General features: G+C 70.8%; 21 protein-coding genes. 11 read left to right on the top strand and 10 right to left on the bottom strand.

Going from position 1 to position 26,216, the window contains the following annotated elements; genetic code table 11:
• The first annotated feature begins 569 nt into the window (after positions 1-569).
• The 4 genes from BLW82_RS15415 to BLW82_RS15395 all read left to right on the top strand — a co-directional run bounded on the left by BLW82_RS15415 (position 570) and on the right by BLW82_RS15395 (position 5,803).
• Positions 570-1,343, top strand: a complete 774-nt coding sequence (locus BLW82_RS15415; RefSeq protein ID WP_093499349.1) for an isoprenyl transferase — start codon at positions 570-572, stop codon at positions 1,341-1,343.
• Between the two features lie 433 nt (positions 1,344-1,776).
• Complete coding sequence (locus BLW82_RS15405) at positions 1,777-3,102, top strand: PhoH family protein (RefSeq protein ID WP_093499347.1); 1,326 nt, start codon at positions 1,777-1,779, stop codon at positions 3,100-3,102.
• 407 nt (positions 3,103-3,509) lie between these two features.
• Positions 3,510-4,214 (top strand): aggregation-promoting factor C-terminal-like domain-containing protein, encoded by a 705-nt coding sequence (locus tag BLW82_RS15400; protein ID WP_093499346.1) that lies wholly within the window; start codon positions 3,510-3,512, stop codon positions 4,212-4,214.
• Positions 4,215-4,330: 116 nt separating this feature from the next.
• Positions 4,331-5,803: an AI-2E family transporter gene (locus tag BLW82_RS15395; RefSeq protein ID WP_093499345.1), complete on the top strand. Its 1,473-nt coding sequence runs from the start codon at positions 4,331-4,333 to the stop codon at positions 5,801-5,803.
• Between the two features lie 24 nt (positions 5,804-5,827).
• On the opposite strand, the gene BLW82_RS15390 is transcribed toward BLW82_RS15395, so the two are convergent.
• Both BLW82_RS15390 and BLW82_RS15385 read right to left on the bottom strand, forming a co-directional pair.
• Entirely contained in the window at positions 5,828-6,367 is a 540-nt protein-coding gene (locus BLW82_RS15390; RefSeq protein ID WP_093499344.1) for an alkyl hydroperoxide reductase, read from the bottom strand.
• Positions 6,368-6,370: 3 nt separating this feature from the next.
• On the bottom strand, positions 6,371-6,922 hold the full coding sequence (locus tag BLW82_RS15385) for a peroxiredoxin (protein WP_093499343.1): 552 nt from the start codon (positions 6,920-6,922) through the stop codon (positions 6,371-6,373).
• Positions 6,923-7,058: 136 nt separating this feature from the next.
• Between BLW82_RS15385 and BLW82_RS15380 the strand changes: the two genes are divergently transcribed.
• Entirely contained in the window at positions 7,059-8,051 is a 993-nt protein-coding gene (locus tag BLW82_RS15380; RefSeq protein ID WP_371131343.1) for a LysR substrate-binding domain-containing protein, read from the top strand.
• Positions 8,052-8,057: 6 nt separating this feature from the next.
• Here the strand turns inward: BLW82_RS15380 and BLW82_RS15375 are convergent, their stop codons facing one another.
• Genes BLW82_RS15375 through BLW82_RS15365 form a run of 3 tightly spaced genes read right to left on the bottom strand, consistent with a single transcriptional unit; the run spans position 8,058 to position 11,613 of the window.
• Positions 8,058-10,406 carry an ABC transporter permease gene (locus BLW82_RS15375; protein WP_093499341.1) on the bottom strand — a complete coding sequence of 783 codons (2,349 nt, stop codon included), beginning with the start codon at positions 10,404-10,406 and terminating at the stop codon, positions 8,058-8,060.
• Positions 10,403-11,092 (bottom strand): ABC transporter ATP-binding protein, encoded by a 690-nt coding sequence (locus BLW82_RS15370; RefSeq protein WP_093499340.1) that lies wholly within the window; start codon positions 11,090-11,092, stop codon positions 10,403-10,405. The genes BLW82_RS15375 and BLW82_RS15370 overlap by 4 nt, the downstream gene beginning before the upstream one ends.
• On the bottom strand, positions 11,089-11,613 hold the full coding sequence (locus BLW82_RS15365; protein ID WP_093499339.1) for a PadR family transcriptional regulator: 525 nt from the start codon (positions 11,611-11,613) through the stop codon (positions 11,089-11,091). Before BLW82_RS15365 ends, BLW82_RS15370 begins: the two co-directional genes overlap by 4 nt.
• 210 nt (positions 11,614-11,823) lie before the next feature.
• Between BLW82_RS15365 and BLW82_RS15360 the strand changes: the two genes are divergently transcribed.
• Complete coding sequence (locus tag BLW82_RS15360; protein WP_093499338.1) at positions 11,824-12,765, top strand: NAD-dependent epimerase/dehydratase family protein; 942 nt, start codon at positions 11,824-11,826, stop codon at positions 12,763-12,765.
• A 284-nt stretch (positions 12,766-13,049) separates the two neighbouring features.
• Entirely contained in the window at positions 13,050-15,467 is a 2,418-nt protein-coding gene (locus BLW82_RS15355; protein WP_093499337.1) for a transglycosylase domain-containing protein, read from the top strand.
• Positions 15,468-15,632: 165 nt separating this feature from the next.
• On the opposite strand, the gene BLW82_RS15350 is transcribed toward BLW82_RS15355, so the two are convergent.
• From BLW82_RS15350 to BLW82_RS15340, 3 genes are all read right to left on the bottom strand, one after another.
• Positions 15,633-17,726 (bottom strand): SpoIIE family protein phosphatase, encoded by a 2,094-nt coding sequence (locus BLW82_RS15350; protein ID WP_093499336.1) that lies wholly within the window; start codon positions 17,724-17,726, stop codon positions 15,633-15,635.
• Between the two features lie 304 nt (positions 17,727-18,030).
• Entirely contained in the window at positions 18,031-18,744 is a 714-nt protein-coding gene (locus BLW82_RS15345; RefSeq protein ID WP_093499335.1) for a cytidylyl-2-hydroxypropylphosphonate hydrolase, read from the bottom strand.
• 84 nt (positions 18,745-18,828) lie between these two features.
• A complete protein-coding gene (locus tag BLW82_RS15340; RefSeq protein WP_093499334.1) occupies positions 18,829-20,214 on the bottom strand; it encodes a class II fumarate hydratase in 1,386 nt (461 codons plus the stop codon).
• A gap of 184 nt (positions 20,215-20,398) precedes the next feature.
• Here BLW82_RS15340 and BLW82_RS15335 point away from each other — a divergent pair, with 184 nt between their 5' ends.
• Positions 20,399-20,773: a hypothetical protein gene (locus BLW82_RS15335; protein ID WP_093499333.1), complete on the top strand. Its 375-nt coding sequence runs from the start codon at positions 20,399-20,401 to the stop codon at positions 20,771-20,773.
• Positions 20,774-21,229: 456 nt separating this feature from the next.
• Here the strand turns inward: BLW82_RS15335 and BLW82_RS15330 are convergent, their stop codons facing one another.
• Positions 21,230-22,900 carry a fumarate hydratase gene (locus BLW82_RS15330; protein ID WP_093499332.1) on the bottom strand — a complete coding sequence of 557 codons (1,671 nt, stop codon included), beginning with the start codon at positions 22,898-22,900 and terminating at the stop codon, positions 21,230-21,232.
• Between the two features lie 181 nt (positions 22,901-23,081).
• Here BLW82_RS15330 and BLW82_RS15325 point away from each other — a divergent pair, with 181 nt between their 5' ends.
• Positions 23,082-23,783: a DUF1707 SHOCT-like domain-containing protein gene (locus tag BLW82_RS15325; RefSeq protein ID WP_093499331.1), complete on the top strand. Its 702-nt coding sequence runs from the start codon at positions 23,082-23,084 to the stop codon at positions 23,781-23,783.
• 153 nt (positions 23,784-23,936) lie between these two features.
• The gene (locus BLW82_RS15320) at positions 23,937-24,320 is read left to right on the top strand and encodes a WhiB family transcriptional regulator (RefSeq protein WP_093499330.1); all 384 of its coding nucleotides are present in this window, start codon (positions 23,937-23,939) and stop codon (positions 24,318-24,320) included.
• Positions 24,321-24,479: 159 nt separating this feature from the next.
• On the opposite strand, the gene glpX is transcribed toward BLW82_RS15320, so the two are convergent.
• Positions 24,480-25,517 (bottom strand): class II fructose-bisphosphatase, encoded by a 1,038-nt coding sequence (gene glpX / locus BLW82_RS15315; RefSeq protein ID WP_093499329.1) that lies wholly within the window; start codon positions 25,515-25,517, stop codon positions 24,480-24,482.
• Between the two features lie 126 nt (positions 25,518-25,643).
• On the opposite strand from glpX, the gene BLW82_RS15310 reads away from it, so the two are divergent.
• Entirely contained in the window at positions 25,644-26,168 is a 525-nt protein-coding gene (locus BLW82_RS15310) for a DUF4245 domain-containing protein (RefSeq protein ID WP_093499328.1), read from the top strand.
• Positions 26,169-26,216: the final 48 nt, after the last annotated feature.

Here is a 26,216-nt window from a genome sequence, read left to right as displayed (position 1 = left end):
GCGCGGGCGGTACCGCGCAGTGGAGGGGGCTGCGCGGTGCCGCGACGCCCCACTCGCTCCCGTCAAGGCGCTGTTCACACCCCGGGTAGCCCGTCGGGGGGATGGGCGAACAACACGCCGAGGTGTCCACAAGACGGCTCAAACCCTCTTGATCTCCCCGTAAGCGGCTACTTTTCCTGGGATTCCGCTGCGAATCGGCCACGCGGGACCCTCGAATCCAGCGTTTCGGGCCCACCGGGGCGTCGCCGGACGACTCCGGAGCGTAGTTGATGCGCGCTGATGCACGCAGCATCACTTACGAAGGGTTATGGTGGAGCCCCCCCCTCGGGCCGGTCCGTCTCCCCCCCACGGACCGGCCCGTTTTTTTTCCCCGCTTCCCAACCGCCTCGGGGTCGCACCCCGAAGGCGCGCCGGGAAGTGCGCGACCAGCCGCGACCAACCCGCGGCCGCGCGCGACCGGAACCCCCGCCCCATGAGGGCCCTTCCCTGCCGCGCCTCCCCCAACTCCCCGCGGGGTAGGCTTCGGCGGGCGGACCCCACGCATCCGAATCACGAGGGGCGGACTTCAAGTGAACCTGCGCGACAAGCTGCGCGGCCTGCTCGTCAGGCTCTACGCGCGCCGGGTGGAAGGCCACCTGGACCACGCTCAGGTGCCCAAGCACATCGGCGTCATCATGGACGGCAACCGGCGCTGGGCGAAGGCCGCGGGATCCAGCACGGTGCACGGTCACCGCGCCGGCGCGGAGAAGATCGAGGAGTTCCTCGGCTGGTGCTCCGAGACCGACGTCGAGGTCGTCACCCTGTGGCTGCTGTCGACCGACAACTTCGACCGCGCCAAGGAGGAACTGGTCCCGCTCCTCGGCATCATCGAGGACGTCGTCCGCACCCTCGCCGCCGACGGCCGCTGGCGCGTCCACCACGTCGGCACCCCCGACCTGCTGCCCACCCCGATGCAGACCGCGCTGAAGGAGGCCGAGGAGGCCACCGCGCACGTCGACGGAATACTGGTGAACGTGGCCATCGGCTACGGCGGCCGCCAGGAGATCGCCGACGCCGTCCGCTCGATGATCCTGGACGCCCACGACAAGGGCGTCCCGATGGAGGACCTCGCCGACGCCGTCGACGTCGACATGATCGGCCGTCACCTCTACACCGGTGCCCAGCCCGACCCCGACCTGGTGATCCGCACCAGCGGCGAGCAGCGGCTGTCCGGATTCATGCTCTGGCAGACCGCCCACTCCGAGTACTACTTCTGCGAGGTCTTCTGGCCCGCGTTCCGCAAGGTCGACTTCCTGCGCGCCATGCGCGACTACGCGGCCCGGCACCGCCGCTACGGCGGGTGACGTCATCCTGACGGCGGACGCCAACGCGGCATACGGCCCCTGGCACCTGCGCCACGCTGGATGACCGCGTCGTCACGGTGGATGACCCCATGCCACCCATGAGGCGTAAATCACCCATATGGGGGCGCGAGTAACACGGAGTTCACCTGCGCGTCGTTGCGGACCGTGGCATGGCGGCGCATGTTCGAGGGCATAAGCCAGACAGGTCGACGCCCGAACCCCGGGCATCGGATCTCAGTGGGCGGCTCGGGGCCGTCCACCCGGGAGGCCCTTTGCACCAGCCCGACCGTGCGGTCACGGCACGGAAGAAGCAGCGGGGGGCCGGTTTTCGGCCCGTGCAGGGTGGCCGTCAACCGGTCGGGTTCTTCCCGCCCTCCCGGCCCAGCTCTGCCTTCGTCGCTCCCCGACCTCATCCGAGGGGGTACGTCCTTCCGTGGTGACCAGCACAGCGCGCCGCAAGTCCGACCGGCGCACCTATGTTCTCGACACCAGCGTCCTGCTGGCCGACCCGAACGCCATGACCCGCTTCGAGGAGCACGAGGTAGTGCTCCCGATCGTCGTGGTCACGGAACTGGAGGCCAAGCGGCACCATCCCGAACTCGGTTACTTCGCCCGGCAGGCGCTGCGCCTGCTCGACGACTACCGGGTCCGGCACGGCCGCCTCGATGCCCCCATCCCGATCGGGGACCTCGGCGGCACCATCCGTGTCGAGCTCAACCACTCGGACCCCAGCGTGCTGCCGAGCGGCTACCGCCTGGGGGACAACGACTCCCGCATCCTCGCGGTGGCCCGCAACCTGCAGGCCGAGGGGTACGACGTCACCGTCGTCTCGAAGGACCTGCCGCTCAGGATCAAGGCGTCGTCGGTCGGGCTCCTCGCGGAGGAGTACCGCGCCGAGCTCGCCATCACGGACTCCTCCGGCTGGACCGGAATGTCCGAACTGACCCTGCCCGGCGAGCAGGTGGACGTCCTCTTCGAGGAAGGGCACGTGTACGTCCCGGAGGCCTCCGACCTCCCCGTGCACACCGGCCTGACCATCCAGTCGGAGCGCGGCAAGGCGCTCGGCCGGGTGACCGCGGAGGGCAACATCCGCCTGGTGCGCGGCGACCGCGAGGCGTTCGGCATCAAGGGCCGCAGCGCCGAGCAGCGCATCGCGCTGGACCTGCTGCTCGACCCGGACGTCGGGATCGTGTCGATGGGCGGCCGGGCCGGCACCGGCAAGAGCGCGCTGGCGCTGTGCGCGGGCCTGGAGGCGGTCCTGGAGCGCCGCCAGCACCAGAAGGTGATGGTCTTCCGCCCGCTGTACGCGGTCGGCGGCCAGGAGCTGGGCTATCTGCCAGGCTCCGAGGCGGAGAAGATGAGCCCCTGGGCGCAGGCGGTCTTCGACACCCTCTCGGCGGTCACCAGCCGCGAGGTCATCGAGGAGGTCACCGCGCGCGGGATGCTGGAGGTGCTGCCGCTCACCCACATCCGCGGCCGCTCCCTGCACGACGCGTTCGTGATCGTGGACGAGGCCCAGTCGCTGGAACGGAACGTCCTGCTGACCGTTCTGTCCCGGATCGGCGCGAACTCGCGGGTCGTTCTGACCCACGATGTGGCGCAAAGGGACAATCTGCGGGTCGGCCGCTACGACGGTGTGGTCGCCGTGGTGGAGAAGCTGAAGGGGCATCCGCTGTTCGCGCACGTCACCCTCACCCGGTCCGAGAGGTCCCAGATCGCCGCCCTTGTGACCGAAATGCTGGAGGACGGGCACATCTGAACCATCTGATCCCTGTGTCCAACTTGGGCTGATGGCCCACCCGTTGGCGCCGTCCGGCAAAGGCCCCGAGCCTAGCCGGGCGGCGCCTTCGCGCGTGGTGGTTTCCTGAAATCCCCAGGGAGAAACCGGATGTGAGCTTTCACACGCAACTCGGAATTGCCACCCGGCGTCGGGTTACGGCAGAGTCTCACTCCTGTCAGGCCCCGCATACGACACACCCGTACCCCCAGCGGTACGGAACAACAGAAGCACCACCGCTAATTCCATAGCGACGTCGTATGCCGCCCGAGCACCACGCGGCGCTCCCTTCCGGAGCTGCCCGCCGGGCCCGTGTCTCCCGTGACCCAGTAGTGAGGAGACCTGTGCCAGGGGCACGATTGCGTCCGCCAGGGTCACCGAAGCGGGCGATGCTGGAAGGAAACCGTGTGAGCCGGATCTCGGTCCGGGGATTCGCAGTGGCCTCCGCCACCGCGGTCACCGCCGTCGGAAGCGTCGTGGGTGTTGCCTCGGGCAGCGTTGCCCAGCCCAACAACGACGCCGAGGCTACGGCAGCCGACACCACGCTCCTCGCCGACCTGCCCGCGGGTCAGCAGGCCCAGGTTCAGACCGCGTCCCTGACGCAGCAGGCCGACGCCGTGGCGATCCAGGCGGACGCGTCCGCCAAGAAGGACGCCGAGCAGGCCGCCCGGGTGGCCGCGGCCAAGACCGCCGAGGCCAAGAAGGCCGAAGCGGAGAGGGCGGCCAAGGCAGCCAAGGAGCGCGCCCAGGCGAAGCAGGCGGCCAGCCGCTCCTCGTCCAGCTTCCCGGTCCAGAGCTCGTACACCGTGGCGCAGATCCAGGCGATGGCGCAGCAGATGGTGGCCAGCGGCCAGTACCAGTGCTTCAGCAACATCGTGAACCACGAGTCCAGCTGGAACTACCAGGCGGTCAACGCCTCCTCCGGCGCCTACGGTCTCTTCCAGGCCCTGCCCGGCTCCAAGATGTCCTCCGCGGGCGCCGACTGGCAGACCAACCCGGCCACGCAGATCAAGTGGGGCCTCAACTACATGAACTCCCGGTACGGCAGCCCCTGCCAGGCCTGGTCGTTCTGGCAGGCGAACCACTGGTATTAGAGGCACCGGCCTCTCTCAACCTTCCACAGCCCCTTCCCGTCCTAGGGGGAGGGGCTGTTGCCCTGTACGGTCGTTGCGGACGACTCCAGGGGGGAGTGGTGGGGAAAGGGCGGATCATGTCGCGCGTGCCTGAGTGGCTCGGCCGTATCGGTGCCGGACTGACCGAGATGGGCGAGCGGTTGGACGAGCGCCGGGCCGAGGTGGAGCGGGAGCACGCCGAGCCGGAGCCGCCCCCTCCGGCCGTGCCCGTGCCGGCGCCCGCCCCGGCCCCGGACCCGCCGGCCCCCGCGCCCGTCCGGAAGCCGGCGCCGCGTCCGGACCCGGTGACGGCCATCCCCTGGGGCGTGCGGGTCGCCGCCGAGGCCGGCTGGCGGCTGCTCGTGCTGGCCGGCACGGTCTGGATCCTGATGCGCGTCATCAGCGCCGTCCAACTCGTCGTGTTCGCCTTCGTCATCGCGCTGCTGATCACCGCGCTGCTCCAGCCGACGGTCGCCCGGCTGTGCCGCTACGGCATGCCCCGCGGCCCGGCCACCGCGCTCACCGCCATCTCTGGCTTCGTGGTGATCGGCCTGATGGGCTGGTTCGTGACCTGGCAGGTCATGGAGAACGTCGACACGCTCTCCAGCCAGGTCCAGAACGGCATCGACGACCTGCGCAACTGGCTGCTGAAGAGTCCCTTCCACGTCACCGACAAGCAGATCAACCAGATCGCCAAGAACCTCCGCGAGGCGATCGGCGCCAACACCGACCAGATCACCTCGTTCGGTCTGGAGGGCGTCCAGGTGATCGTGGAGGCCCTGACCGGCATCCTGCTGGTCTTCTTCTCCACGCTCTTCCTGCTGTACGACGGCGCGCGCATCTGGCAGTGGTTCCTGAAGCTCGTGCCGTCCGCCGCCCGCGAGGGGGTGGCCGGCGCCGGTCCGCGCGCCTGGCGCACACTCACGGCCTACGTCCGGGGCACGGTCCTGGTCGCCCTCATCGACGCCATCTTCATCGGCATCGGCATCTACTTCCTGGACGTCCCGATGGCCGTGCCGCTGGCCGTCTTCATCTTCCTGTTCTCGTTCATCCCCCTCGTCGGCGCCGTCGCCTCCGGCGCCCTGGCGGTGATCGTGGCGCTGGTCACCCAGGGCGTCTTCGCCGCGGTCATGACCCTGGCCGTGGTCCTCGCGGTCCAGCAGATCGAGGGCCACATCCTCCAGCCGTTCATCCTCGGCCGGGCGGTCCGGGTCCATCCCCTCGCGGTGGTCCTCACGGTCGCGGCGGGCGGCATGGTGGCGGGCATCGGCGGCGCGGTCGTGGCGGTACCGCTGGTGGCGGTGACGAACACGGTGGTCAGCTATCTGCACCACTACTCGCACGACCGCTACGAGGCCACCGAGCCCGGCGACGCCGGCCGGCCGCATGATCCGGCCCGTCCGGTCCTCGACGACGATCAGCCGCACAACCCAGTCCCTCCGGCACCCGGCGACGGCGACCAGCCGCACGCATCAGCCCGTCCGGCGCCTGAGGACGAGACCGTTCAGGCCGGAGGGGGGTCTGGGGGCGCAGCTCCCAGGGATGCGGAAGACCCCGCCCACAAGAGGTGAGCGGGGTCCACAGGGCGACGCCGCCTACTCGAACTCGGCCAGCACGGCTTCGGCTTCCAGGGTGGAGCCAACCGCCTGGACCACCGAAGCGATCTTGAACGCCTCCTGGATCACCTCACGGCCGACCCCGGCCTTGCGCAGCACCTGCTCGTGGGAGTCCAGGCACATCCCGCAGCCGTTGACCGCGGACACCGCGAACGACCACAGCTCGAAGTCGACCTTGTCGACGCCGGGGTTGCCGATGACGTTCATCCGCAGCCCCGCGCGCAGGGTGCCGTACTCGTGGTCGGAGAGCAGGTGGCGGGTGCGGTAGAAGACGTTGTTCATCGCCATCACCGCGGCCGCGGCCTTGGCCGCCGTGTACGCCTCGGGCGTGAGGTTCGCCCTCGCCTCCGGCGCCAGCTCGCGCAGCACGATCGGGGAACGGGCGGCGATGGCGGTCGCCAGGACCGTGCCCCACAGCTGCTGGGCCGGCAGCTCCGAGTTGCCGATGACCGACCCCAGGTTGAGCTTCAGGTCCTTGGCGTAGTCAGGGACACGGGACTTGAGGTTGTCGAGGGACACGGGTCACTCACCCGCGAGGAGCGCGACCGGGTCGAGGGTGTCCTCGCCCTTGCTCCAGTTGCACGGGCAGAGCTCGTCCGTCTGGAGCGCGTCGAGGACCCGCAGGACCTCCTTGGGGTTACGGCCCACCGAGCCCGCGGTCACCATGGAGAACTGGATCTCGTCGTTCTGGTCGACGATGAACACCGCGCGCTTGGCGAAGCCGTCCTCGCCCTCGATGCCGAGGTCGCGCATCAGCTCGTGCTTCGAGTCGGCCATCATCGGGAACGGCAGCTCGCGCAGGTCGTCGTGGTCCTTGCGCCAGGCGTGGTGGACGAACTCGGAGTCACCGGAGAAACCGAGGATCTGCGCGTCGCGGTCGGCGAACTCCTCGTTCAGCTTGCCGAACGCGGCGATCTCGGTGGGGCACACGAAGGTGAAGTCCTTGGGCCACGCGAAGACCACCTTCCAACCCTGGTAGGTCTTGTGGGTGATCGTCTCGAACTCCTTGCCCTTCTCCAGCGAGACGCAGGCGGTCAGTTCGAACTCGGGGAACTTGTCACCGACAGTGAGCACACGCTCTCCTTGCAGCGCGGAGCCACCCCGGATCGCGGGGCCGGCTCCGATGGGTTGGACGCCGCCGATCGTGGCACAAGGTGCATTGATTCCTGAAATAGCTACACTCGGTCGGGTTGATCGGAGGTGGCTATCAGTGGCTGTGGGTAATTCCCTGGGGAACGGTACCGGGGGCGGAGGCGGGGCCGGCGGCAGGCGGCGGCAGCCCAGTCTCGCGCAGCTGCGCGCCTTCGCCGCCGTCGCCGAGCACCTGCACTTCCGGGACGCGGCGGCCGCGATAGGCATGAGCCAGCCCGCGCTCTCGGGGGCCGTCGCGGCCCTCGAGGAGACCCTCGGCGTCACGCTGCTCGAACGGACCACCCGTAAGGTGCTGCTGTCGCCGGCCGGCGCGCGGCTCGCCGTACGGGCGAGGGAGGTGCTGGACGGCGTGCAGGCGCTGCTGGCGGAGGCGGAGGCGGTGCGGGCGCCGTTCACCGGCGCGCTGCGGCTCGGGGTGATCCCCACCGTCGCGCCGTATCTGCTGCCGACCGTCCTCGCACTGGTCCACGACCGCTATCCGGACCTCGACCTCCAGGTCCACGAGGAGCAGACCGCCAGCCTCCTGGACGGGCTCGCCGCCGGCCGGCTCGACCTGCTGCTGCTCGCGGTCCCGCTCGGCATCTCCGGGATCGTCGAACTTCCGCTGTTCGACGAGGACTTCGTGCTCGTCACGCCCCTCGGGCATCCGCTCGGCGGCCGTACCGGCATCGCCCGCGAGGCGCTCAAGGAGCTGAACCTGCTGCTCCTTGACGAGGGGCACTGCCTGCGCGACCAGGCCCTGGACATCTGCCGGGAGGCGGGCCGCGAGGACGTCGCGGTGACCACCACGGCCGCCGGGCTCGCCACCCTCGTCCAGCTGGTCGCCGGCGGTCTCGGCTGCACCCTGCTGCCGCACACCGCCGTCAGGGTCGAGACCAGCCGCAGCGACCAGCTTCGCACCGGCTCCTTCGCGGAGCCCGCGCCGAGCCGCCGGATCGCCCTCGCGGCGCGTGCCGGGGCAGCGCGCGGCGCCGAGTACCGGGAGCTGGCGGCCGCGTTGCGCGAGGCACTGCGGCCGCTGCCCGTCCGGGTCCTCGGCGCCGGCTGCTGACAGCGGCTACTCGGTGCGCAGGCCGTCCGGGCGCATCAGCCGCACCAGCGGCGGCAGGCTGAGCAGGGTCACCGCGAGGACGACCGCCGCACCGAAGCCGGTCATCGCCAGCACACCCGGCCAGTCCACGCGCACCGTGGAGCCGACCATCTTCAGCAGCACCGTGCCGAGCGCCAGCCCCACCACACCGGCCAGCAGCAGGCCGAGCCCGACCGGGATCGCCGTCTGCCACAGCACCGACAGGCTCAGCGTGCGGCGCCGGGTGCCGAAGGCGACCAGGGCCGACAGCAGCTTCTTGCGCTCGCGCAGCTGCTCCAGCTGACTGACCAGCAGGCTCGCACCGATCAGCGCCAGTACGGCGGCCGCGCCTACGAGCAGCCCGGTGCGGATGGACTCGAACTGGCCGTTCCGCTCGATCGAGGTCAGCGTCTCCGCGTGCATCAGCGGGTCGATCCGGACCGCCGTGTTGATCACGTACTCGTGGGCGTCGCGGACCGCGGAGTCGATGGACAGATAGACGACGCCCTGCACCGCCGTACTGGCGCCCTGCGGCAGCGCGCCCGGGGTGAGCAGGAATCCACCGCGCTTGTAGCCGGTGGGGTCCTCTCGGGTCTCGGCCTGCTTCAGCCTCGCCGGCACCGTCCAGCGGCTCGGGGAGCCTTCGGTGTCGCCGGAGTAGGAGGGGTCGAGGTACAGCGTCCGGCCGTGCTTCTCGCCGGCCGCCAGCAGCTTCGTCGTCTCGGAGTCGCTGTCGGACCCCTGCACCACGAAGGCGTCGCCGTCGTGGCAGGACGGCAGGGTCGCGACCTCTCGCAGCGAGGCGCAACTGCCCACGCTCACCTGGCCCGTTTGGCTCGGGTCCTTCTTCCGGTCGCCGACCTGGCCGTCGGCGATCGAGACCACCTTCCGTACACCCTTGGTGGCCGTCATGGCCCGGGCCACCTCGGGCACCGGGACGCCGTTCGGCACCTGGACCGACATCTGTGCGCGGTCGAGGTCGTTGGTGGTCTGCTTGGTGTAGTCGGCCTCGACACCGGCGAAGACCATCTGGAGCGCGATCGCACCGGCCACCGCCACCGCGATGCCGTTGACCATGCGGGCCGCCGTACCGCTGCTCAGCTGCAGTCGCCGGACGGCCAGTTGCCAGGCCACCGCGCCCCGGCCGAGCCGGCCGACGACCGTCTCCACGACCCACGGCAGCAGCGCCGTGATGCCGACCAGGAGGAGCAGGACGCCGCCGGTCACCAGGTACTGGTTGAAGTCGCCACCGCCGCGGCCCTGTCCGATCATCGGGTAGAGCGCCGCCAGGCCGGCCACCGGGAGGAGCAGCCGCCACCACAGCCGGCGGCGGGTGGGCTTCGCCGTGCGCACCACGCCGAGCGGCTCGATGATCACCCCGCGCAGGGTGAACAGGGTCACCAGCACGGCCGCCGCCGGGACCAGGACCGCCACCAGCGCGGCCAGCACGGGGGAGGGGTTGAGATAGCTCGGGAACACGCTGGTGCCGAACACCTCGGCGTTGCCCGCGAGCTGACGGCCGACCAGGAAGAAGCCGAGGCCGAGGACGAGTCCGAGCAGAGCGCCCGCCATCGCCTCGCCGGCCGCGATCCGCCGGACCATCCGGCCGTCGGAGCCGACCAGCCGCAGCGCGGCCAGGCGACGGTCGCGGCGCTCGCCGCCGAAGCGGACGGCGGCCGCGACGAACACGGCGACCGGCATCAGCAGGATCACGAAGACCACGAGGACGAGCAGCGTGAGGACCGGGTCGCTCTCCGCGTCCGGGGACCGGGGGCTGCCGAAGTGGTCGATCCGGGCCACGTCCGGCGGGTGGATGTGGGCCGCGAGGTCGGCGGAGCCCGCGTAGTAGGCGAGTTCCTGCGAGCCGGTCAGTCCGCTCTCCGCGATGGTGGCGCTGATCCGGTACGGCAGCCGGGCCCGCAGGAGCGCTCCGTCCGCGGAGTCGAGCAGCCGCTTCAGCGCGGGCGAGACGGCCATCTCGCCGGGCGCCGGGTACTCGGTGAGTCCGGGCGGCACCGGCGCCTTCGCGCCCTCCCGCTGGATCATCCGGCCGCGGATGTCGGCGCCGCGGTAGGGAGTCTCGATGTCCGCGATGACGAACGTCTTCTCGCCGGCCTTCAAGGGGTGGCCGAAGACGTATGTGTAGTCCGCCCGTGCCACGTCGCGCTGGTGGCGTACGGCCAGCGCGTTCGGGACGGCCGTGGTGAGCAGCAGCAGCGCCACCCCCAGGCCCACGCCCACCGCCGTCATCGCGGCCCGGAACCAGCCCTCGCGGCCGCCCCCGAAGGCGAACCGGACCCCCATGGCCAGATCCCTGGACCACTGCCTGACGTTCATACCGCCCGCTCCATGTCCCGGGACTTCCCGTCCCGTACGACGATCTCGCGGTCGGAGTAGGCGGCCACCCGAGCCTCGTGCGTGACGAGGACGACGGCCGCGTTGGTGGAGCGGGCGGCGTCCGTCAGCAGCTCCATCACCCGCTCGCCGTTGAGCGAGTCGAGCGCGCCGGTCGGCTCGTCAGCGAACAGCACCCGGGGACCGGTCACCAGCGAGCGGGCCACCGCGACCCGCTGCCCCTGACCGCCGGAGACCTCGCCGGGACGCTTCTTCGCGAGGTCGTCGACCTCCAGCTTCTCCATCCAGCCCAGCGCGGCCCGCTCGGCCTCCTTGCGGGAGGTGCCGTTCAGCCGCAGCGGCAGCGCGACGTTCTCCACGCAGGTCAGCTCGGGCACCAGCTGGCCGAACTGGAAGACGAACCCGAACTCGCTGCGCCGCAGCGCGCTGCGTTCGGTGTCGTTCATGGTGGCCATCTCGCGGCCCGCGTACATGATCGACCCGGAGTCGGGCGGCACGATCCCGGCGAGGCAGTGCAGCAGCGTCGACTTGCCGGAGCCGGACGGCCCCATCACGGCGACGACCTCGCCCGGGTGTATGGAGAACTCGGCCCCGTCGAGGGCGACGGTCGGGCCGTAGGCCTTGTGGAGGTTCTCGGCCGCGAGCAGCGAACCGGCGGGGGCGTTCACCTGGTCACCTCCGCACGGAGCTTGTCGAGCCGGGCCGCGGTCAGTTCCAGCCAGCGCAGGTCGGCCTCCAGGTGGAACAGGGCGTGGTCGCAGACGAGCTGGTCCGCGAGGTCGCCGTGGCGCTTGCGGTCGGTGAGGATGCGCATGCTGCGCAGGTGCTCGGAGCGCTGGCTGTCGAGGATGTCGCCGGCGTTCCGGTGCGTCAGCAGCGCGAGCACGACCTTGGTGTAGAGGGTCGACTGGAGGTACTCCGCCGGCTTCTCGGGGGTCGCCAGCCACTGCTCGACGTCGGTGACCCCGGCGTCGGTGATGGCGTACCGCTTGCGCTCGGGTCCGCCGCCGGCCTCGATGCCGTCGACTTCCACGAGCCCGTTCTTCAGCAGCCGGGACATCGTCGAATAGACCTGGCCGTAGTGGAGCGGCCGGTCGTGACCGAACTTCTCGTCGAAGGCCCGCTTGAGGTCGTAACCGTGGCGCGGGCCGGACTCCAGGAGCCCCAGGAGGGTGTGACCGATGGACATGGGGAGGACTCTACACATGGTGTATACGTCGCGTGTATACGCGCTGTGTGTAGATCATGGCCCGCTGTACGGAGCCGCAGGTGAGGGTCGATTGTCACGGTTCTGCGACAGCGCGGTGTCACAGCGGCGGTGCCCGTCTCGTCTCCGGTCCGGCAGCGGGTCTCCCGCGTCGAGTCGGATCGGGTCGCATCGGGTCGGATCAGGAAGGTGATGGCCGTGAGGGTGTTCGTGGCAGGGGGCAGCGGGGTTCTGGGGCGGCGGCTGGTACCGCAGCTGGTGGCGCGAGGGCATCAGGTGACGGCCACCACGACCGGCGCGGCCAGGCTCGGGCTCCTGGCGGAACTGGGCGCGCAGGGGGTCGTGATGGACGGCCTGGACGCGGCGTCGGTCGGCGCGGCGGTGGCCGCGGCCCGCCCGGACGTCGTCGTCCATCAGCTGACCGCGATCTCCATGGCGCACGCCGGCAAGCCCGACATCAAGCATCCCGACCGCTGGTTCGCCCTCACCAACCGGCTGCGCACCGAGGGCACGGACCACCTGCTCGCCGCCGCCGAGGCGGCCGGCGTGAAACACGTCGTCGCACAGAGCCACGCCAGCTGGAACGGCATCCGCGAGGGTGGCTGGGTGAAGACGGAGGAGGACCCGCTGGACCTGCTGCCGGGCACCGCCGCGCACCGGGGGATGCTCGCGCTGCGCCACCTGGAGGAGGCGGTCCTGCGGGCCGGCGGCGCGGCCCTGCGCTACGGCGCCTTCTACGGGCCCGGCGCCATCGACGACCAGGTCGAGCTGGTCCGCAAGCGCCAGTACCCCCTGGTCGGCCGCGCGACCGGCTACAGCAGCTGGATCCACCTCGACGACGCGGCGAGCGCGACCGTCCTCGCGGTGGAGCGGAAGGCGCGGGGCGTGTTCAACATCGTCGACGACGAACCGGCGCCGGCCGCCGAGTGGCTGCCGTACCTGGCCGAGTGCGCCGGGGCGAAGCGGCCGCTGCGGGTGCCGGTGTGGCTGGCCCGGCTCCTGGCCGGCGAGCAGGCGGTCGTCGTCATGACCCAGGGCCGCGGCTTCTCCAACGCCAAGGCCAAGCGGGAACTGGGCTGGGAACCGCGGTATCCGTCCTGGCGGCAGGGGTTCAAGGCGGCGCTGGCAGGCTGAGATCCCACGAGGCGCACGGCCGGACGAGCCCGGCCGGCCGTGCAATCCCGGACGTCATTGCTTTATCGAAGTGATATCACTCGGCAGCTCCGGGCAACCCTCCGCGCCCTCCGATCGTCGGTTCCGTTGGGTGGGGGTGCTGATTGTCACGTCCGAAAAAGGACAGATCGTGCGGCCTTTGTCATAGAGAGCGGTGTTAGCTTTCTGGACTGACCTGAGCCACGTACCTGTGTGACACCCGTACACACGTGTGACAGCCGAGACGAAGCGGAGCAGACGGACTCATGGGACGAGCGGACGAGAGAAGAGCGCGACAGCGTGGCGGCCGCCGCGCCGCGCCCCGGAACCGTACGTCCCAGCAGGCCGCGCCCGACACGCGGGCGGAGAGCGGGACCAGCACGACCGTCGAGTCGCCGGCCGCCGCGGCCGCCGAGGGCGCCACCCGCGCGGAGCGCCGGCGGGCCGCCGCCAAGCCGCCCGGCAGGCCCGGTGCGCCGGGCAAGCCCGCCAGGGGCCGCATACGCAGACTGTTCACCTGGAAAAGGATGCTCGGCGCGTTCTTCACCGTCTGCCTGCTGGGCATCGGCTCCTTCATCGCGCTGTACATGATGGTGAGCGTCCCCGAGGGCAACGCGCTCGCGCAGACGCAGAGCAACGTCTACAAGTACAGCGACGGCTCGGTCCTGGCCCGCAAGGGCACCGTCAACCGCGAGATCGTCGACCTCTCCAAGGTCCCGAAGGCCGTCCAGCACACCTTCGTCGCCGCGGAGAACAAGACCTTCTACACGGACAACGGCATCGACCTCAGGGGCATGGCCCGCGGCCTCTACAACACCGCGCGGGGCCGCGGCACCCAGGGCGGGTCCACGATCACCCAGCAGTACGTCAAGAACTACTACCTCGACCAGGACCAGACCGTCACCCGCAAGCTGAAGGAACTGGTCATCTCGCTGAAGGTGGACCGCGAGAAGTCCAAGGACGACATCCTCGCCGGTTACATCAACACCAGCTACTACGGCCGCGGCGCCTACGGCATACAGGCCGCCGCCCAGGCCTACTACCGCGTAGACGCCGACAAGCTCTCGGTCGAGCAGGGCGCCTACCTGGCCGCGCTGCTGCAGGCGCCCAGCCAGTACGACTGGGCGGTGGCGGGTCCTGTCGGCAAGAAGCTGGTGCAGGCCCGCTGGAACTACGTCCTGGACAACATGGTCGGCCAGAAGTGGCTGGACAAGTCCGCGCGCGACGCCATGAAGTTCCCGATCCCCAAGGACCCGAAGCCCGCGTCCGGTCTGGAGGGCCAGAAGGGCTACCTGGTCGACCTGGCCAACACCCAGCTGGAGAACCAGCTGATGAAGTCGCAGAACATCACCCGGTCCCAGGCCGAGGCCCAGGTCGTCGACCAGGGCTGGACGATCACCCTGAACATCGACCCGAAGAAGCAGGCCAAGCTGGAGGCGGCCGTCAAGAGCCAGCTCACCAGCAAGCTCGACGGCAAGAAGCGCAAGGTCGACAAGAACGTCCAGGCCGGTGCCGTCTCCGTCGACCCCAAGACCGGCAAGGTCCTCGCCCTGTACGGCGGCATCGACTACTACAAGCACTACACGAACAACGCCACCCGCGCCGACTACCAGCCGGCGTCCACCTTCAAGCCGATCATCCTCGCCGCCGCGCTCGACCAGGACGCCAAGACGCAGAACGGCAAGGACATCAACGCCGACACGATCTACGACGGCACCAGCGGCCGTCCCGTCAAGGGCAGCGACATCGCCTTCGCCCCGCCGAACGAGGACGACGCGGACTACGGCAACATCACCGTGCAGACGGCGATGAACAAGTCCGTCAACTCGGTGTTCGCGCAGATGGGCGTGGACGTCGGCATGAAGAACGTGCTGAAGACCGCCGACGACCTCGGCCTGGACACCGAAAACCTCCAGGCGGTGCCCGCGATGACCCTGGGCAGCATGGGCGCGAGCCCGCTGGAGATGGCCTCGGTGTACGCCACGCTCGACAACCACGGCCGGAAGGTCACCCCGACGATCCTCGCGTCTGCGGAGAAGACCGGGCGCAAGGTCGACCTGCCGGACCCCATCGGCGAGCAGGTGATCAGCGCCGAGGCGGCCGACCAGGTGACGTCGGTGCTGACCGGCGTGGTCGACGACGGCACGGCCAAGGTGTCGGTGGCCCAGAACCCGCTGCGCAAGGGGCAGCAGGTGGCCGGCAAGACGGGTACGTCCGACAACAACAAGTCGGCCTGGTTCACCGGTTACACGCCCGACCTGGTGACCTCGGTCGGGCTGTTCGGCGAGGACGCCAAGACCCACAACCAGGTCCCCCTCACCGGCGCCACCGGCCTGATCCCCGGCACCGGCCGTATCAACGGTGGCGGTTACCCGGCGCAGATCTGGGCGACGTACACCTTCGGCGTCACGAAGAAGGCGAAGTTCGACCTGAACACGGAGCTGGGCGCGGCCGTCAAGCCGACGGACACCCCGAGCATCAGCGAGTCCCCGTCCGAGACGCCCTCGCAGACCCCGTCCCAGACCCCGACGAAGTCCGCGTCCCCGTCGCAGACGCCGTCCCAGACGCCGTCCCAGACCCCGACGAAGTCCCCGGATCCGACGACCAGCGCCCCGTCGAGCCCGTCGCAGAGCCCGACGGGCGGCATCACGGACAATCCGCTGAATCCGGCGGACGAGCAGTAGCCGAGCCCCCCCGCACCCGGCACACCGCCGGGTGCGGGAGCGTCGTGGTCGCTCGCGCAGTTCCCACCGGCCCTTCAGGGCGCCGGCCGTAGCGCCCTGGAGAGGCGCGGGGAACCGCGCGACCGGCCCGCAGCTCCCGGGCGACCCCGAGCAGCCCCTACCGCGCTACCTGTTCAGCTCGAACCACACCACCTTGCCGGTACTCAGCCGCGTCGCCCCCCACCGCCGTGCCAGCCGGTTCACCAGGTACAGCCCCCGGCCGCCCTCGTCCGTCGCGCGGGCCTGCCGCAGCCGCGGCAGCTGGGGCACGTCGTCCCCGACCTCGCAGCGCAGCACATCGGTCCGCAGCAACCGCAACGTCACCGGCCGCGACGCGTACCGCACCGCGTTCGTCACGACCTCGCTGACCAGCAGCTCCACGGAGTCGGTCAGTTCCTCGAGCCCCCAGCGGGCCAGCGCCCGCCGCGCGAGCCGCCGGGCCCGCCCCGGCGCCGCGTCCTCCGGCTCCAGGAACCAGTACGCCACGTCGCTCGGCGCGATCCCGTCGAACCGGGCCGCGAGCAGCGCGATGTCGTCGTCGCGGTCACCCGGCCCGAGCATGTCGAGCACCTCGTCGCACAGCGCTTCGAGCGGCGGCGGATGGTCCGGCCCCGTCAGCTGCGCCGTCGCGGCGAGCTTCTCCCGCAGCTGCTCTATGCCGGTCCACACGTCCCGCAGCCGGGACTCCACGAGACCGTCGGTGTACAGCAGCAGCGTCGCCCCGGCCGGCGCGTCCAGCTCCACCGCCTCGAAGTCGACCCCGCCGACGCCGATCGGCGCCCCGGCCGGCACCCGCAGCACCTCGGCGTGGCCGCCCAGGTGCAGCAGCACCGGCGGCGGATGGCCGGCGTTGGCGATGGTGATGCGGTGCGACACCGGGTCGTACACGGCGTACAGGCAGGTCGCCATCCGGTCGGAGCCGAGCCGCTGGGCCTGCTCGTCCAGGTGGTGCAGGACCTCCTGCGGCGGCAGATCGAGGCCCGCCAGCGTCTGCGCGGTCGTCCGCAGCTGGCCCATGATGGCCGCCGACGTCATCGAGTGGCCCATGACGTCACCGACGACCAGCGCCACCCGGCTCCCGGGCAGCGGGATCGCGTCGTACCAGTCGCCGCCCACCCGGGCCGTCTCGGCGGCCGGCAGATAGCGGGACGCCAGCCGCACACCCGTCGCGCTCGGCAGGTTCTCCGGCAGCATGGTCCGCTGCAGCTCGTCGGCGATGTAGGCCTCCCGGCCGTACAGCACCGCCTTGTCGATGCCGAGCGCGCTGTGCGTGGCCAGCTGGGCGGCGACCAGCAGGTCGTCGGCCTCGAACGCCGGCCGCTCCGGGCGGCGCAGGAAGAGGGCCGCGCCGATCACCCGGCGCCGGCCGCGCAGCGGGGCGAGGATCGCGTGCTGGGCGCCGGGGACGAGCGACTCGCTGCCCTCACCGAGGAGCTCGGGCAGCGCCGCGCGCGCCGCGGGGGAGTCGGCGAAAACCGGCCGTACGCCCCGCAGCACCTCGTTCAGCGCGCCGCCCGGCCGCACCTCGCACAGCTCCGCGGTGAGCGCGGCCAGGCCGAGGTCGGCCGGATCCGGCTCCGGGACCGGTACCGGCAGGAAGCCGCCGTCGCTGTCCCGCTCCTCAGGGATCCGGTCGGTGCGGCGCAGCCGCAGCACCACCGGGCCGACGGGACGCTCGTCGCCGACCGGCAGCGGGTCGCGCAGATAGACCAGGATCGCGTCCGAGAAGGTCGGCACGGTCGCCCGGCACAGCCCCATCACGATCTCGTCCAGGTCGATGCCCCGGGCGATCCGCCGGGTCGCGGCGCCCACGAAGCGCAGCCGGTCGCCGTCCCGCCGCATCGGCATCGGCCGGCCCGGCGGCAGCCCGCGTCCGGTACGCCGCTCCTGCGCGCTCGCCACCCGCTCCGGCTCGGCGCCGGGCTGCGGCGGAATGCCCTCGGGGACGGGGCGCGGCCGGTGCGGATCGGGCTCAGCGCTGGTGGGCTGGGCGTGCTCGGGGCCGTTGACGGAGTGCTCCTCGGACGTGCTGGTACCGGGGCCGGAGGGCGTCTCGCCCGTGCGGGCCTGTGCCGGTAAGGCGGTGCCGCCGCGCGGACAGGGCTGGGGTTGTCCCGGCGCCTGCAGCTGCGGCTGCGGGGTACGCAGGAGCGCCCCGCGGGCCTCCGCGGGGTCGGCGCCCGGCTGTGGGCGCTCGTAGGAGGTGGGGTGCTCCGTCACGCGTGTCGAATCCGTCCGTCCGGGGCTGCGCGCCGGGCGCGCAGGTGGTCCCGCCGAAGTGCCGATACCCGGATTACGTGTCCCAGGAACGGAATTTCGGCGTGGCTGGAGGCTGTTCCTGTGCCACCGGCGAACGGTCTGCGGCCCGCGGGCCGCTCGCCGGTGTTGCCCTCGTACCCCTCGCTCACGTCCTGCCGCCCCTCGGTGACGTTCGGTCAAGCCCGGCGCATGATCCGGGAGTTGTGCTCACGCTTCCTTGCGGAGGACGATCCTACGGTTGTGGGCCGGGGGCGCATCAAGGGTCTCATGAGGACACGTGCGCGGGCGTACGGTCCCAGTCCTTCGGCAGTGACGGTACCGCCCAGGTCGGGTCCGGGCGCCAGTGCTGCCAGCCGGCCGAGAAGGGCGCCTCCCAGGCCTCGACGGCGGCCACCGCGGCCAGGCCCGCCGTCCGCACCGCCGCGGCCGTCTCCGCGTCCATCAGCCCGTCCCGCTGCGCCTGCGCGAACTCGTCCTCGTCGAGCCACCGCCAACTGCGGTCGGGGTGCACGGAGATGTCCAGAAAATGGTCCTCCGAGTCCACTCCGCCGGCCCAGCGGGCCAGCGGCTGCTCCAGGTTGACGTACCAGTTCTTGAACTGCCAGCCCGGCTCCCAGAACAGCCACACCGACCAGGGCTGACCGGGCCGGGCCAGCTTCAGCACGCCGGTGCCGCGCCAGTGGCCGCGCGTGACGGACCGCGGTTTGGTGTAGCGGGACTCCAGCGGTTCCGCACCGACCGACGAGCCGTCGGCGAGCACGGGCCTGACGCACTCGGTGCCGGGGGCCAGCCAGACGGCGAGCAGCTCCGCGTCGTCCCGGACGACGGTGACGGGGCGCGCGATGTGGAAGCCGTGCCCGGCGTTCTCCCGGTACCGCCACAGGATCTGGCTCCCAGGAGTCCAGAAACCGGTCCCGTCGCCGGTCGCACCGCCCGTTTCCCCGCGCATCACGCGTCTCACCGCTCCACCGTCTGCCATGCACAGATATTAGGTGCCGTAGGCATACGACGCTGCGGCGGACGTCACGGTTCTGGCCGGGCGGCGCGAAACGTTCGCACCCGGTTACGGCCGTGTCATCCGCAGGACATCCAGCGCCTCGTCCAGCTGTTCGACGGTCAGGTCGCCCCGCTCGACGTACCCGCCCTCGATGACCACCTGGCGGATCGTCTTGCGTTCCGCGAGCGCCTTCTTGGCCACCTTGGCGGCCTCCTCGTACCCGATGTACTTGTTGAGCGGGGTGACCACGGACGGCGACGACTCGGCGTACTCCCGGGCCCGCTCCCGGTGCGCGGTGATCCCGTCCACGGTCCGGTCGGCCAGCAGCCGCGACACGTTGGCCAGCAGCCGGACGGACTCCAGCACGTTCTTCCCGATGACCGGCAGCATCACGTTGAGCTCGAAGTTCCCGGCCGCGCCGGCCACGGCGATGGTCTGGTCGTTCCCGATGACCTGCGCGGCCACCATCAGCACGGCCTCGGGGATGACCGGGTTGACCTTCCCCGGCATGATCGAGGACCCCGGCTGCAGGTCGGGCAGCGAGATCTCGGCGAGTCCGGTCCGCGGCCCCGAGGACATCCACCGCAGGTCGTTGGCGATCTTCGTCAGCCCGACCGCGACGGTCCGCAGCTGCCCGCTGGTCTCCACGATCCCGTCCCGGGCACCCTGCGCCTCGAAGTGGTTGCGGGCCTCCGTGAACGGCAGCCCGGTGACCCGCGCGACCTCCTCGATCACCGCGGCGGAGAACCCGGGCGGCGTGTTGATCCCGGTGCCCACCGCCGTACCGCCGAGCGGCAGTTCGGCCAGCCGGGGCAGCGAGGCCCGCAGCCGCTCGACGCCGTACCGCACCTGCGCCGCGTACCCCCCGAACTCCTGCCCCAGCGTGACCGGCGTCGCGTCCATCAGGTGCGTCCGCCCCGACTTCACCACATCGGCGAACTCCTCGGACTTCCTGGTGAGCGAGTCGCCGAGGTGCTCAAGGGCCGGAATCAGATCCCGGGTGACGGCCGCGGTGGCGGCGATGTGGATGGACGACGGGAACACGTCGTTGGAGGACTGCGAGGCGTTCACGTGGTCGTTCGGATGGACGTCCCGCCCCAGCCGCTCGGTCGCCAGCGTGGCGAGGACCTCGTTGGTGTTCATGTTCGACGAGGTGCCGGACCCGGTCTGGAACACGTCGACGGGGAAGTGCTCGTCCCACTTCCCCTCGGCGACCTCCTCGGCCGCCTCCTGGATCGCCCGCGCGATGTCCTCGTCGACCACTCCCAGCTCGGCGTTCACCTTGGCCGCCGCGCCCTTGATCCGGGCCAGCGCCGCGATGTGCGCGCGCTCGATCCGCTGCCCGGAGACGGGGAAGTTCTCGACGGCCCGTTGGGTCTGGGCCCGCCACTTGGCGTGCGCGGGGACCCGGACCTCGCCCATGGAGTCGTGTTCGATGCGGTAGTCGCTCATGCCCTTGTCAGCGATCGGGCGGCGGTGGTTGTTCCGGGTGCCTGCTGCATTGGCACCACCGACGTCACCGGGAAGGGGTACTGCCCCTCCGCTCACCAGGCGGGACATCTCGGACAAATGTGACGATCACCCAAGGCGGCAAGGCGATTCCCTGCCGTCATCACGGCTACCAGGAGGGCCACTCATGAACTTCACTCCCAAGGGTCTGCTCGGCGCCCTGGCGGCGGTGTCCATAGGCACGGCGACCCTGCTGGGCGCGGGAGCCGGCACCGCCGCCGCCGACGGTGGTGCCCACCGGGCCCACTGCGACCGTGCCGAACGACCCGTCTGGAGCGGCGACCCCAGCCGCAACATGACGAGTCACGGCTGCACCCTGCCGTCCAGCAAACGTCCCTGGTACCGCGTCGCGATCGACACCCTGGCGCAGCCCCACCACACGACGGACTACGCGAACGGCCCGGTCGACCACACCGAGAAACTGCACGACGAAACCGTCCGGTGCATGGGCTACACCAAGGACCGCGACACGGTGAACTGGTTCGGCTGCATCCCCGACTGACGGCGTCCGCCAGTCAGCCCGTCCGGCGCCGGTGACACCCCCTTCAGCCCGTCCGGCGCCGGTGGGTGAAGGCCGGTGGGTACCACCTCCGGCCTGTCCGGCGTCGGTGGGTGACACCCCCTTCAGCCCGTTCGACGTCGGTGGGTGAAGGCCGGTGGGCGCCACCTCCGGCCTGTCCGGCGTGGGTGGCGAAGGCCGGTGGCACCACCTTCAGCCTGTCTGGCGTGGGTGGCGAAGGCCGGTGGCACCACCTTCAGCGTGTCCGGCGTCGGTGGCGGTCGCCGACCCGCCCCCACCTTCCAGCCCGTCCGGCGTTTGAGGACGAGGCCGGAGGCCGATGCGGGGGTCCGGGGGCGGCAGCCCCCGAAACGGGCGGCCGCAGGGGGCCCACCCCCTGGAAGGACGGGACGGGTAGGGGCGGCGGGGGCGACATCCTCCCCCGCCGCCCCGGGCGCACTACGCCAGCCCGGGCCCCCGGACCGGAATCGACGTGAACGTCGGAGCCGGCGCCGGGTCCTGGAAGAAGTCGTTGCCCTTGTCGTCCACGACGACGAACGCAGGGAAGTCCTCGACCTCGATCTTCCAGACCGCCTCCATGCCGAGCTCCTCGTACTCGACGACCTCGACCTTCTTGATGCAGTCCTGCGCGAGCCGCGCGGCCGGCCCCCCGATGGAGCCGAGATAGAACCCGCCGTGCGCCTCGCACGCGTCGGTGACCTGCTTGCTGCGGTTCCCCTTGGCGAGCATCACCTTGGAGCCCCCGGCGGCCTGGAACTGCTCGACATAGGAGTCCATGCGCCCGGCCGTCGTGGGCCCGAAGGACCCGGAGGCGTACCCCTCGGGCGTCTTCGCGGGCCCCGCGTAGTACACCGGGTGGTCCTTCAGGTACTGCGGCATCTCCTCACCCGCGTCGAGCCGCTCCTTGATCTTGGCGTGCGCGATGTCGCGCGCCACGACCAGCGGTCCGGTGAGCGAGAGCCGGGTCTTGACGGGGTACTTGGTCAGCTCGGCGAGGATCGTGTCCATGGGCTGGTTGAGGTCGATCCGCACCACGTCCGAGGACTCGTCGAGGTGCTCGTCCGTCGTCTCCGGCAGGAACCGCGCCGGGTCCGTCTCCAGCTGCTCCAGGAACACGCCCTCCGCGGTGATCTTCGCGACCGCCTGCCGGTCGGCGGAGCAGGAGACCGCGATGGCCACCGGGCAGGACGCGCCGTGCCGCGGCAGCCGCACCACGCGCACGTCGTGGCAGAAGTACTTGCCGCCGAACTGGGCGCCGATGCCGATCTTCTGCGTCAGCTCGAAGACCTTCTGCTCCAGGTCCTTGTCCCGGAAGCCGTGCCCGAGCTCCGAGCCCTCGGCCGGGATCTCGTCCAGGTAGTGCGCGGAGGCGTACTTGGCGGTCTTCAGCGCGAACTCGGCGCTCGTACCGCCCACCACGATCGCCAGGTGGTACGGCGGGCAGGCGGCCGTGCCGAGCGAACGGATCTTCTCCTCCAGGAACTTCATCATGGAGGCCTCGTTGAGGACGGCCTTCGTCTCCTGGTAGAGGAACGACTTGTTGGCCGAGCCGCCGCCCTTCGCCATGAAGAGGAACTTGTAGGCGCCGCCGTCGGTGGCGTACAGCTCGATCTGGGCCGGCAGGTTCGACCCGGTGTTCTTCTCCTCCCACATGGTGAGCGGAGCCATCTGCGAGTAGCGCAGGTTGAGGTTCAGGTACGCGTCGTAGATGCCGCGGCTCAGCGCCGCCTCGTCGCCGCCCTCGGTCAGCACGTTCTGCCCGCGTTTGCCCATGACGATCGCCGTGCCGGTGTCCTGGCACATGGGGAGCACGCCGGCGGCCGCGATGTTCGCGTTCTTCAGCAGGTCCAGCGCGACGAACTTGTCGTTGTTCGACGCCTCCGGGTCGTCGACGATGCGGCGGAGCTGGGCGAGGTGGGCCGGGCGCAGGTAGTGCTGGATGTCGTGGATGGCCTCCTCGGCCAGCTTGCGCAGCGCCTCCGGCTCCACCTTGAGGAACGTCCGCCCGTCCGGTCCCTCGACGGTGGACACACCCTCCGAGGTCACCAGCCGGTACGGGGTGGTGTCCTCGCCCTGGGGGAGCAGATCGGTATACGCGAACTCAGGCATCTCAGCCCATTCCTCACTCTGACGGACGGCCGCCCGCCGACGCTGGCGGGCGCTGTCCAGCGTAGAACCTGCCGCTGACACGGAACCTGTGAGGTAAGGCTCAGTTCGCGGGCGGTACGGGTTTTCCACAGGCCGGGACGAGGGGTAGTCGCGATCTATCGCGTTTCGGTACGCTGCTGCCGTGGACCTTCAGAAGCAGACCCCTCAGGAGCGGGCCGGGGCGCCGGTGGCCGAGCTGCGCGCCTCCGACGCGGACCGCGACCGTATCGCCGACATCCTGCGGGAGGCCCTCGCCGAGGGGCGCCTGACCGCCGACGAGCACGCCGAGCGCGTGGAGGGGGTGCTGAACGCCAAGACGGTGGGCGAGCTGGAGGTCTTCATACGGGACCTGCCCGCGGCGCACGCCCGCCCGGCCGGCCCGGCCTACACGCCGGTGCCGCCGCGGCCGACGCCCGGCGCGATCCCCGTCGAGGCGGACAGCAACGTGGTCGCCGTCTTCAGCAGCGCCCGCCGCCGCGGCCGCTGGCGGGCCGGCCGCCGGCTGCACGCCTATGCGGTCTTCGGCTCCGTCGAGCTGGACCTCACCGAGGCCATCTTCGAGTACCAGCAGGTCGTCATCAAGGCGATCTCGGTCTTCGGCGACATCCAGATCCGCGTCCCGGAGAACGTGTCGCTGCGCGGCACCGGGGGCGGTGTGCTCGGCAACTTCGAGGCGGACACGCTGGATTCGGTCGACTCCGACGCGCCGGTCGTCTACGTCGACGGCTGGGCGGTCCTCGGCAACGTGGAGGCACGGCCGAAGCGCGGAAAGCTCATCGCGGACATCCTGGACCGGGTTCAGGACAAGGTCGACCGGAAGTTGCGCAAACACCTGGACCGTTGACGGTCGCGAATCACTCCTTGCCCAGCGGCCCCAGGGGTTGTGAACGAGCCTACGGGCTACGGCTGTTGAGAACGCTGTGCATAGGCCCGCGCACAGCGGGTAGGCCTTGCTGCATCGTCTCTCGCTCGCGAAGCCGTCGTCAGGAGTAGACCCGTGCTGCAACCGCCGCATTCGTCCCTGCAGGTAGCTGCCGTTCCGGCCCAGCGGGTGCCAGTGCGGGACAGGGACCAAGACGCACCCTGGCACACCGAGGCGGTGTGCCAGCGCGACGAGGCCGGCCTGTTCTTCGCACCCTCCAAGGAGCCCACCGCCGCCCGGCTGTCCCGCGAGGAGGCGGCCAAGCGGGTCTGTGCCCGCTGCCCTGTGATGGTCGAGTGCCGCGAACACGCGCTGGTCCAGCCCGAGCCCTACGGCGTCTGGGGCGGCCTCACCGCGGCGGAGCGCCGCGTGGTCCTGGCCCGCCGCAGGCGTCGCGAGATGGAATTGAAGAAGGCGGCGCGAGCGGCAGCGGCGAACCGCATAGCCCAGGCCGGCTGACGAAAAGGCGCCCTCTCCGCACCGAGGGCGCCTTTCGAACCGGCTGGGGCACCTTTCAGCGCCCCGAAAGTCAGCGCCCCGAAGGGGCGCGGGGAACTGCGCGACCGGCCACGGCGCACCCGCGGCCACACACGGTCGGCAGCCCCCTTCTGGCCGGCGTCACTTCGGCCTGTCGAAATCCACCGTGCTGTAGGCCCGCAGCTTGCGCAGCCGGTGCTCGGAGTCGATCCGCCGCACCGTCCCCGACTTCGACCGCATCACGATCGACTCGGTCAGCGCGGTCTCCGACCGGTACCGCACCCCCCGCAGCAGCTCGCCGTCGGTGATGCCCGTCGCGACGAAGAAGACGTTCTCCCCGGTCACCAGGTCCTCGGTGGTCAGCACCCGGTCCAGGTCGTGCCCGGCGTCGATCGCCCGCTGCCGCTCCTCGTCGTCCTTGGGCCACAGCTTGCCCTGGATGGTCCCGCCCAGGCACTTCACCGCGCACGCCGAGATGATGCCCTCGGGCGTGCCGCCGATCCCGAGCAGCATGTCGACGCCCGTGCCCTCGCGCAGCGCGTAGATCGACCCGGCGACGTCGCCGTCGGAGATCAGCTTGATGCGCGCGCCGGCCTCCCGGATCTCCTTGATGATCCCTTCGTGCCGGGGCCGGTCGAGGATGACGACGGTCACGTCCTCCGGGGTGGCCCGCTTCGCCTTGGCGACCCGCCGGATGTTGACGGAGACGGGCGCGTCGATGTCGACGAAGTCCGCCGCCTCCGGGCCCGTGACCAGCTTGTCCATGTAGAAGACGGCCGACGGGTCGAACATGGCCCCGCGCTCGGCCGCGGCCAGTACGGCGATCGCGTTGGGCATGCCCTTGGCGGTCAGCGTGGTCCCGTCGATCGGGTCGACGGCGATGTCGACCTCGGGTCCGGTGCCGTCACCGATGCGCTCCCCGTTGAAGAGCATCGGGGCCTCGTCCTTCTCGCCCTCGCCGATGACGACCACGCCGTTCATCGACACGGTGGAGACGAGGGTCCGCATCGCGCGCACCGCGGCGCCGTCGGCGCCGTTCTTGTCGCCGCGGCCGACCCAGCGTCCCGCGGCCATCGCCGCGGCCTCGGTCACCCGGACCAGCTCCAGGGCGAGGTTGCGGTCGGGGGCCTCGGAGGGAACATCGAGCTCGGACGGCAGATGATGATGATTCTCGGTCATCGGAGCGCACCTTTCTGATACGACGACGGCCGGATGAGGGTTTCCCGTCGACTCTATCGCCAGGCCGACAAAATGAGCAGGGGACCCCACGGATGAGCGCAGGGGGCACCTGCGACGATAGGGGACGTGGCAGGCACGAACGGCAAGCAGAAGACGGTCCGGGACATGATTCTCTCCCTGGCCCTGATCGGCCTCGCGGCGGGCTTCATCTACCTGCTCGTCCCGCACGACGATCACGCTCCCGACATCCAGCGGGTCGACTACCGGGTCGAACTGCTGACGGCACGGCGCGCGGCGAGCTACCCGGTGGCCGCGCCCCAGGGCCTGCCCAGCACCTGGAAGGCCACCTCGGTCCGCTTCCAGGGTGAGGCGGGGGACCGCTGGCATCTCGGCTACCAGACCCCCGACGGTCAGTACGTCCAGATCGAGCAGTCGACTCAGAAGCGCGCGGACTTCATCGACGACGCCAGCCAGGGCGCGTCGGCCACGAAGACGACCGAGAAGATCGGCGACCGCAGCTGGACGCACTACACCGGCGGCCGCTATGACGCGCTGGTGCTGGACGGCACCACCGGTTCCACCACGGTCGTGGCCGGAACCGCCTCGTTCACCGAGCTGACGAAGATGGCGGCGGCCCTCAAGCTGTCCTGACGGACGTCGCGACGCGCACGCGAGAGGCCCCCGGCGCCGTTGCCGGGG

The organism is Streptomyces sp. Ag109_O5-10, assembly GCF_900105755.1.
In the GTDB taxonomy this organism is placed as follows: domain Bacteria; phylum Actinomycetota; class Actinomycetes; order Streptomycetales; family Streptomycetaceae; genus Streptomyces.
The sequence above is the reverse complement of the archived record's forward strand: the minus strand, read 5'-3'. Positions and strand labels throughout refer to the sequence as shown.

Excerpts from the sequence above, each read along its gene's own strand:
- BLW82_RS15400 (WP_093499346.1), top strand. The coding sequence starts at position 3,510 with ATGCTGGAAGGAAACCGTGTGAGCCGGATCTCGGTCCGGGGATTCGCA.
- BLW82_RS15375 (WP_093499341.1), bottom strand. The coding sequence starts at position 10,406 with ATGAACGTCAGGCAGTGGTCCAGGGATCTGGCCATGGGGGTCCGGTTC.
- BLW82_RS15340 (WP_093499334.1), bottom strand. The coding sequence starts at position 20,214 with ATGAGCGACTACCGCATCGAACACGACTCCATGGGCGAGGTCCGGGTC.
- BLW82_RS15355 (WP_093499337.1), top strand. The coding sequence starts at position 13,050 with ATGGGACGAGCGGACGAGAGAAGAGCGCGACAGCGTGGCGGCCGCCGC.
- BLW82_RS15345 (WP_093499335.1), bottom strand. The coding sequence starts at position 18,744 with ATGGCAGACGGTGGAGCGGTGAGACGCGTGATGCGCGGGGAAACGGGC.
- BLW82_RS15330 (WP_093499332.1), bottom strand. The coding sequence starts at position 22,900 with ATGCCTGAGTTCGCGTATACCGATCTGCTCCCCCAGGGCGAGGACACC.
- BLW82_RS15365 (WP_093499339.1), bottom strand. The coding sequence starts at position 11,613 with ATGTCCATCGGTCACACCCTCCTGGGGCTCCTGGAGTCCGGCCCGCGC.
- BLW82_RS15360 (WP_093499338.1), top strand. The coding sequence starts at position 11,824 with ATGGCCGTGAGGGTGTTCGTGGCAGGGGGCAGCGGGGTTCTGGGGCGG.
- BLW82_RS15335 (WP_093499333.1), top strand. The coding sequence starts at position 20,399 with ATGAACTTCACTCCCAAGGGTCTGCTCGGCGCCCTGGCGGCGGTGTCC.
- glpX (WP_093499329.1), bottom strand. The coding sequence starts at position 25,517 with ATGACCGAGAATCATCATCATCTGCCGTCCGAGCTCGATGTTCCCTCC.
- BLW82_RS15395 (WP_093499345.1), top strand. The coding sequence starts at position 4,331 with ATGTCGCGCGTGCCTGAGTGGCTCGGCCGTATCGGTGCCGGACTGACC.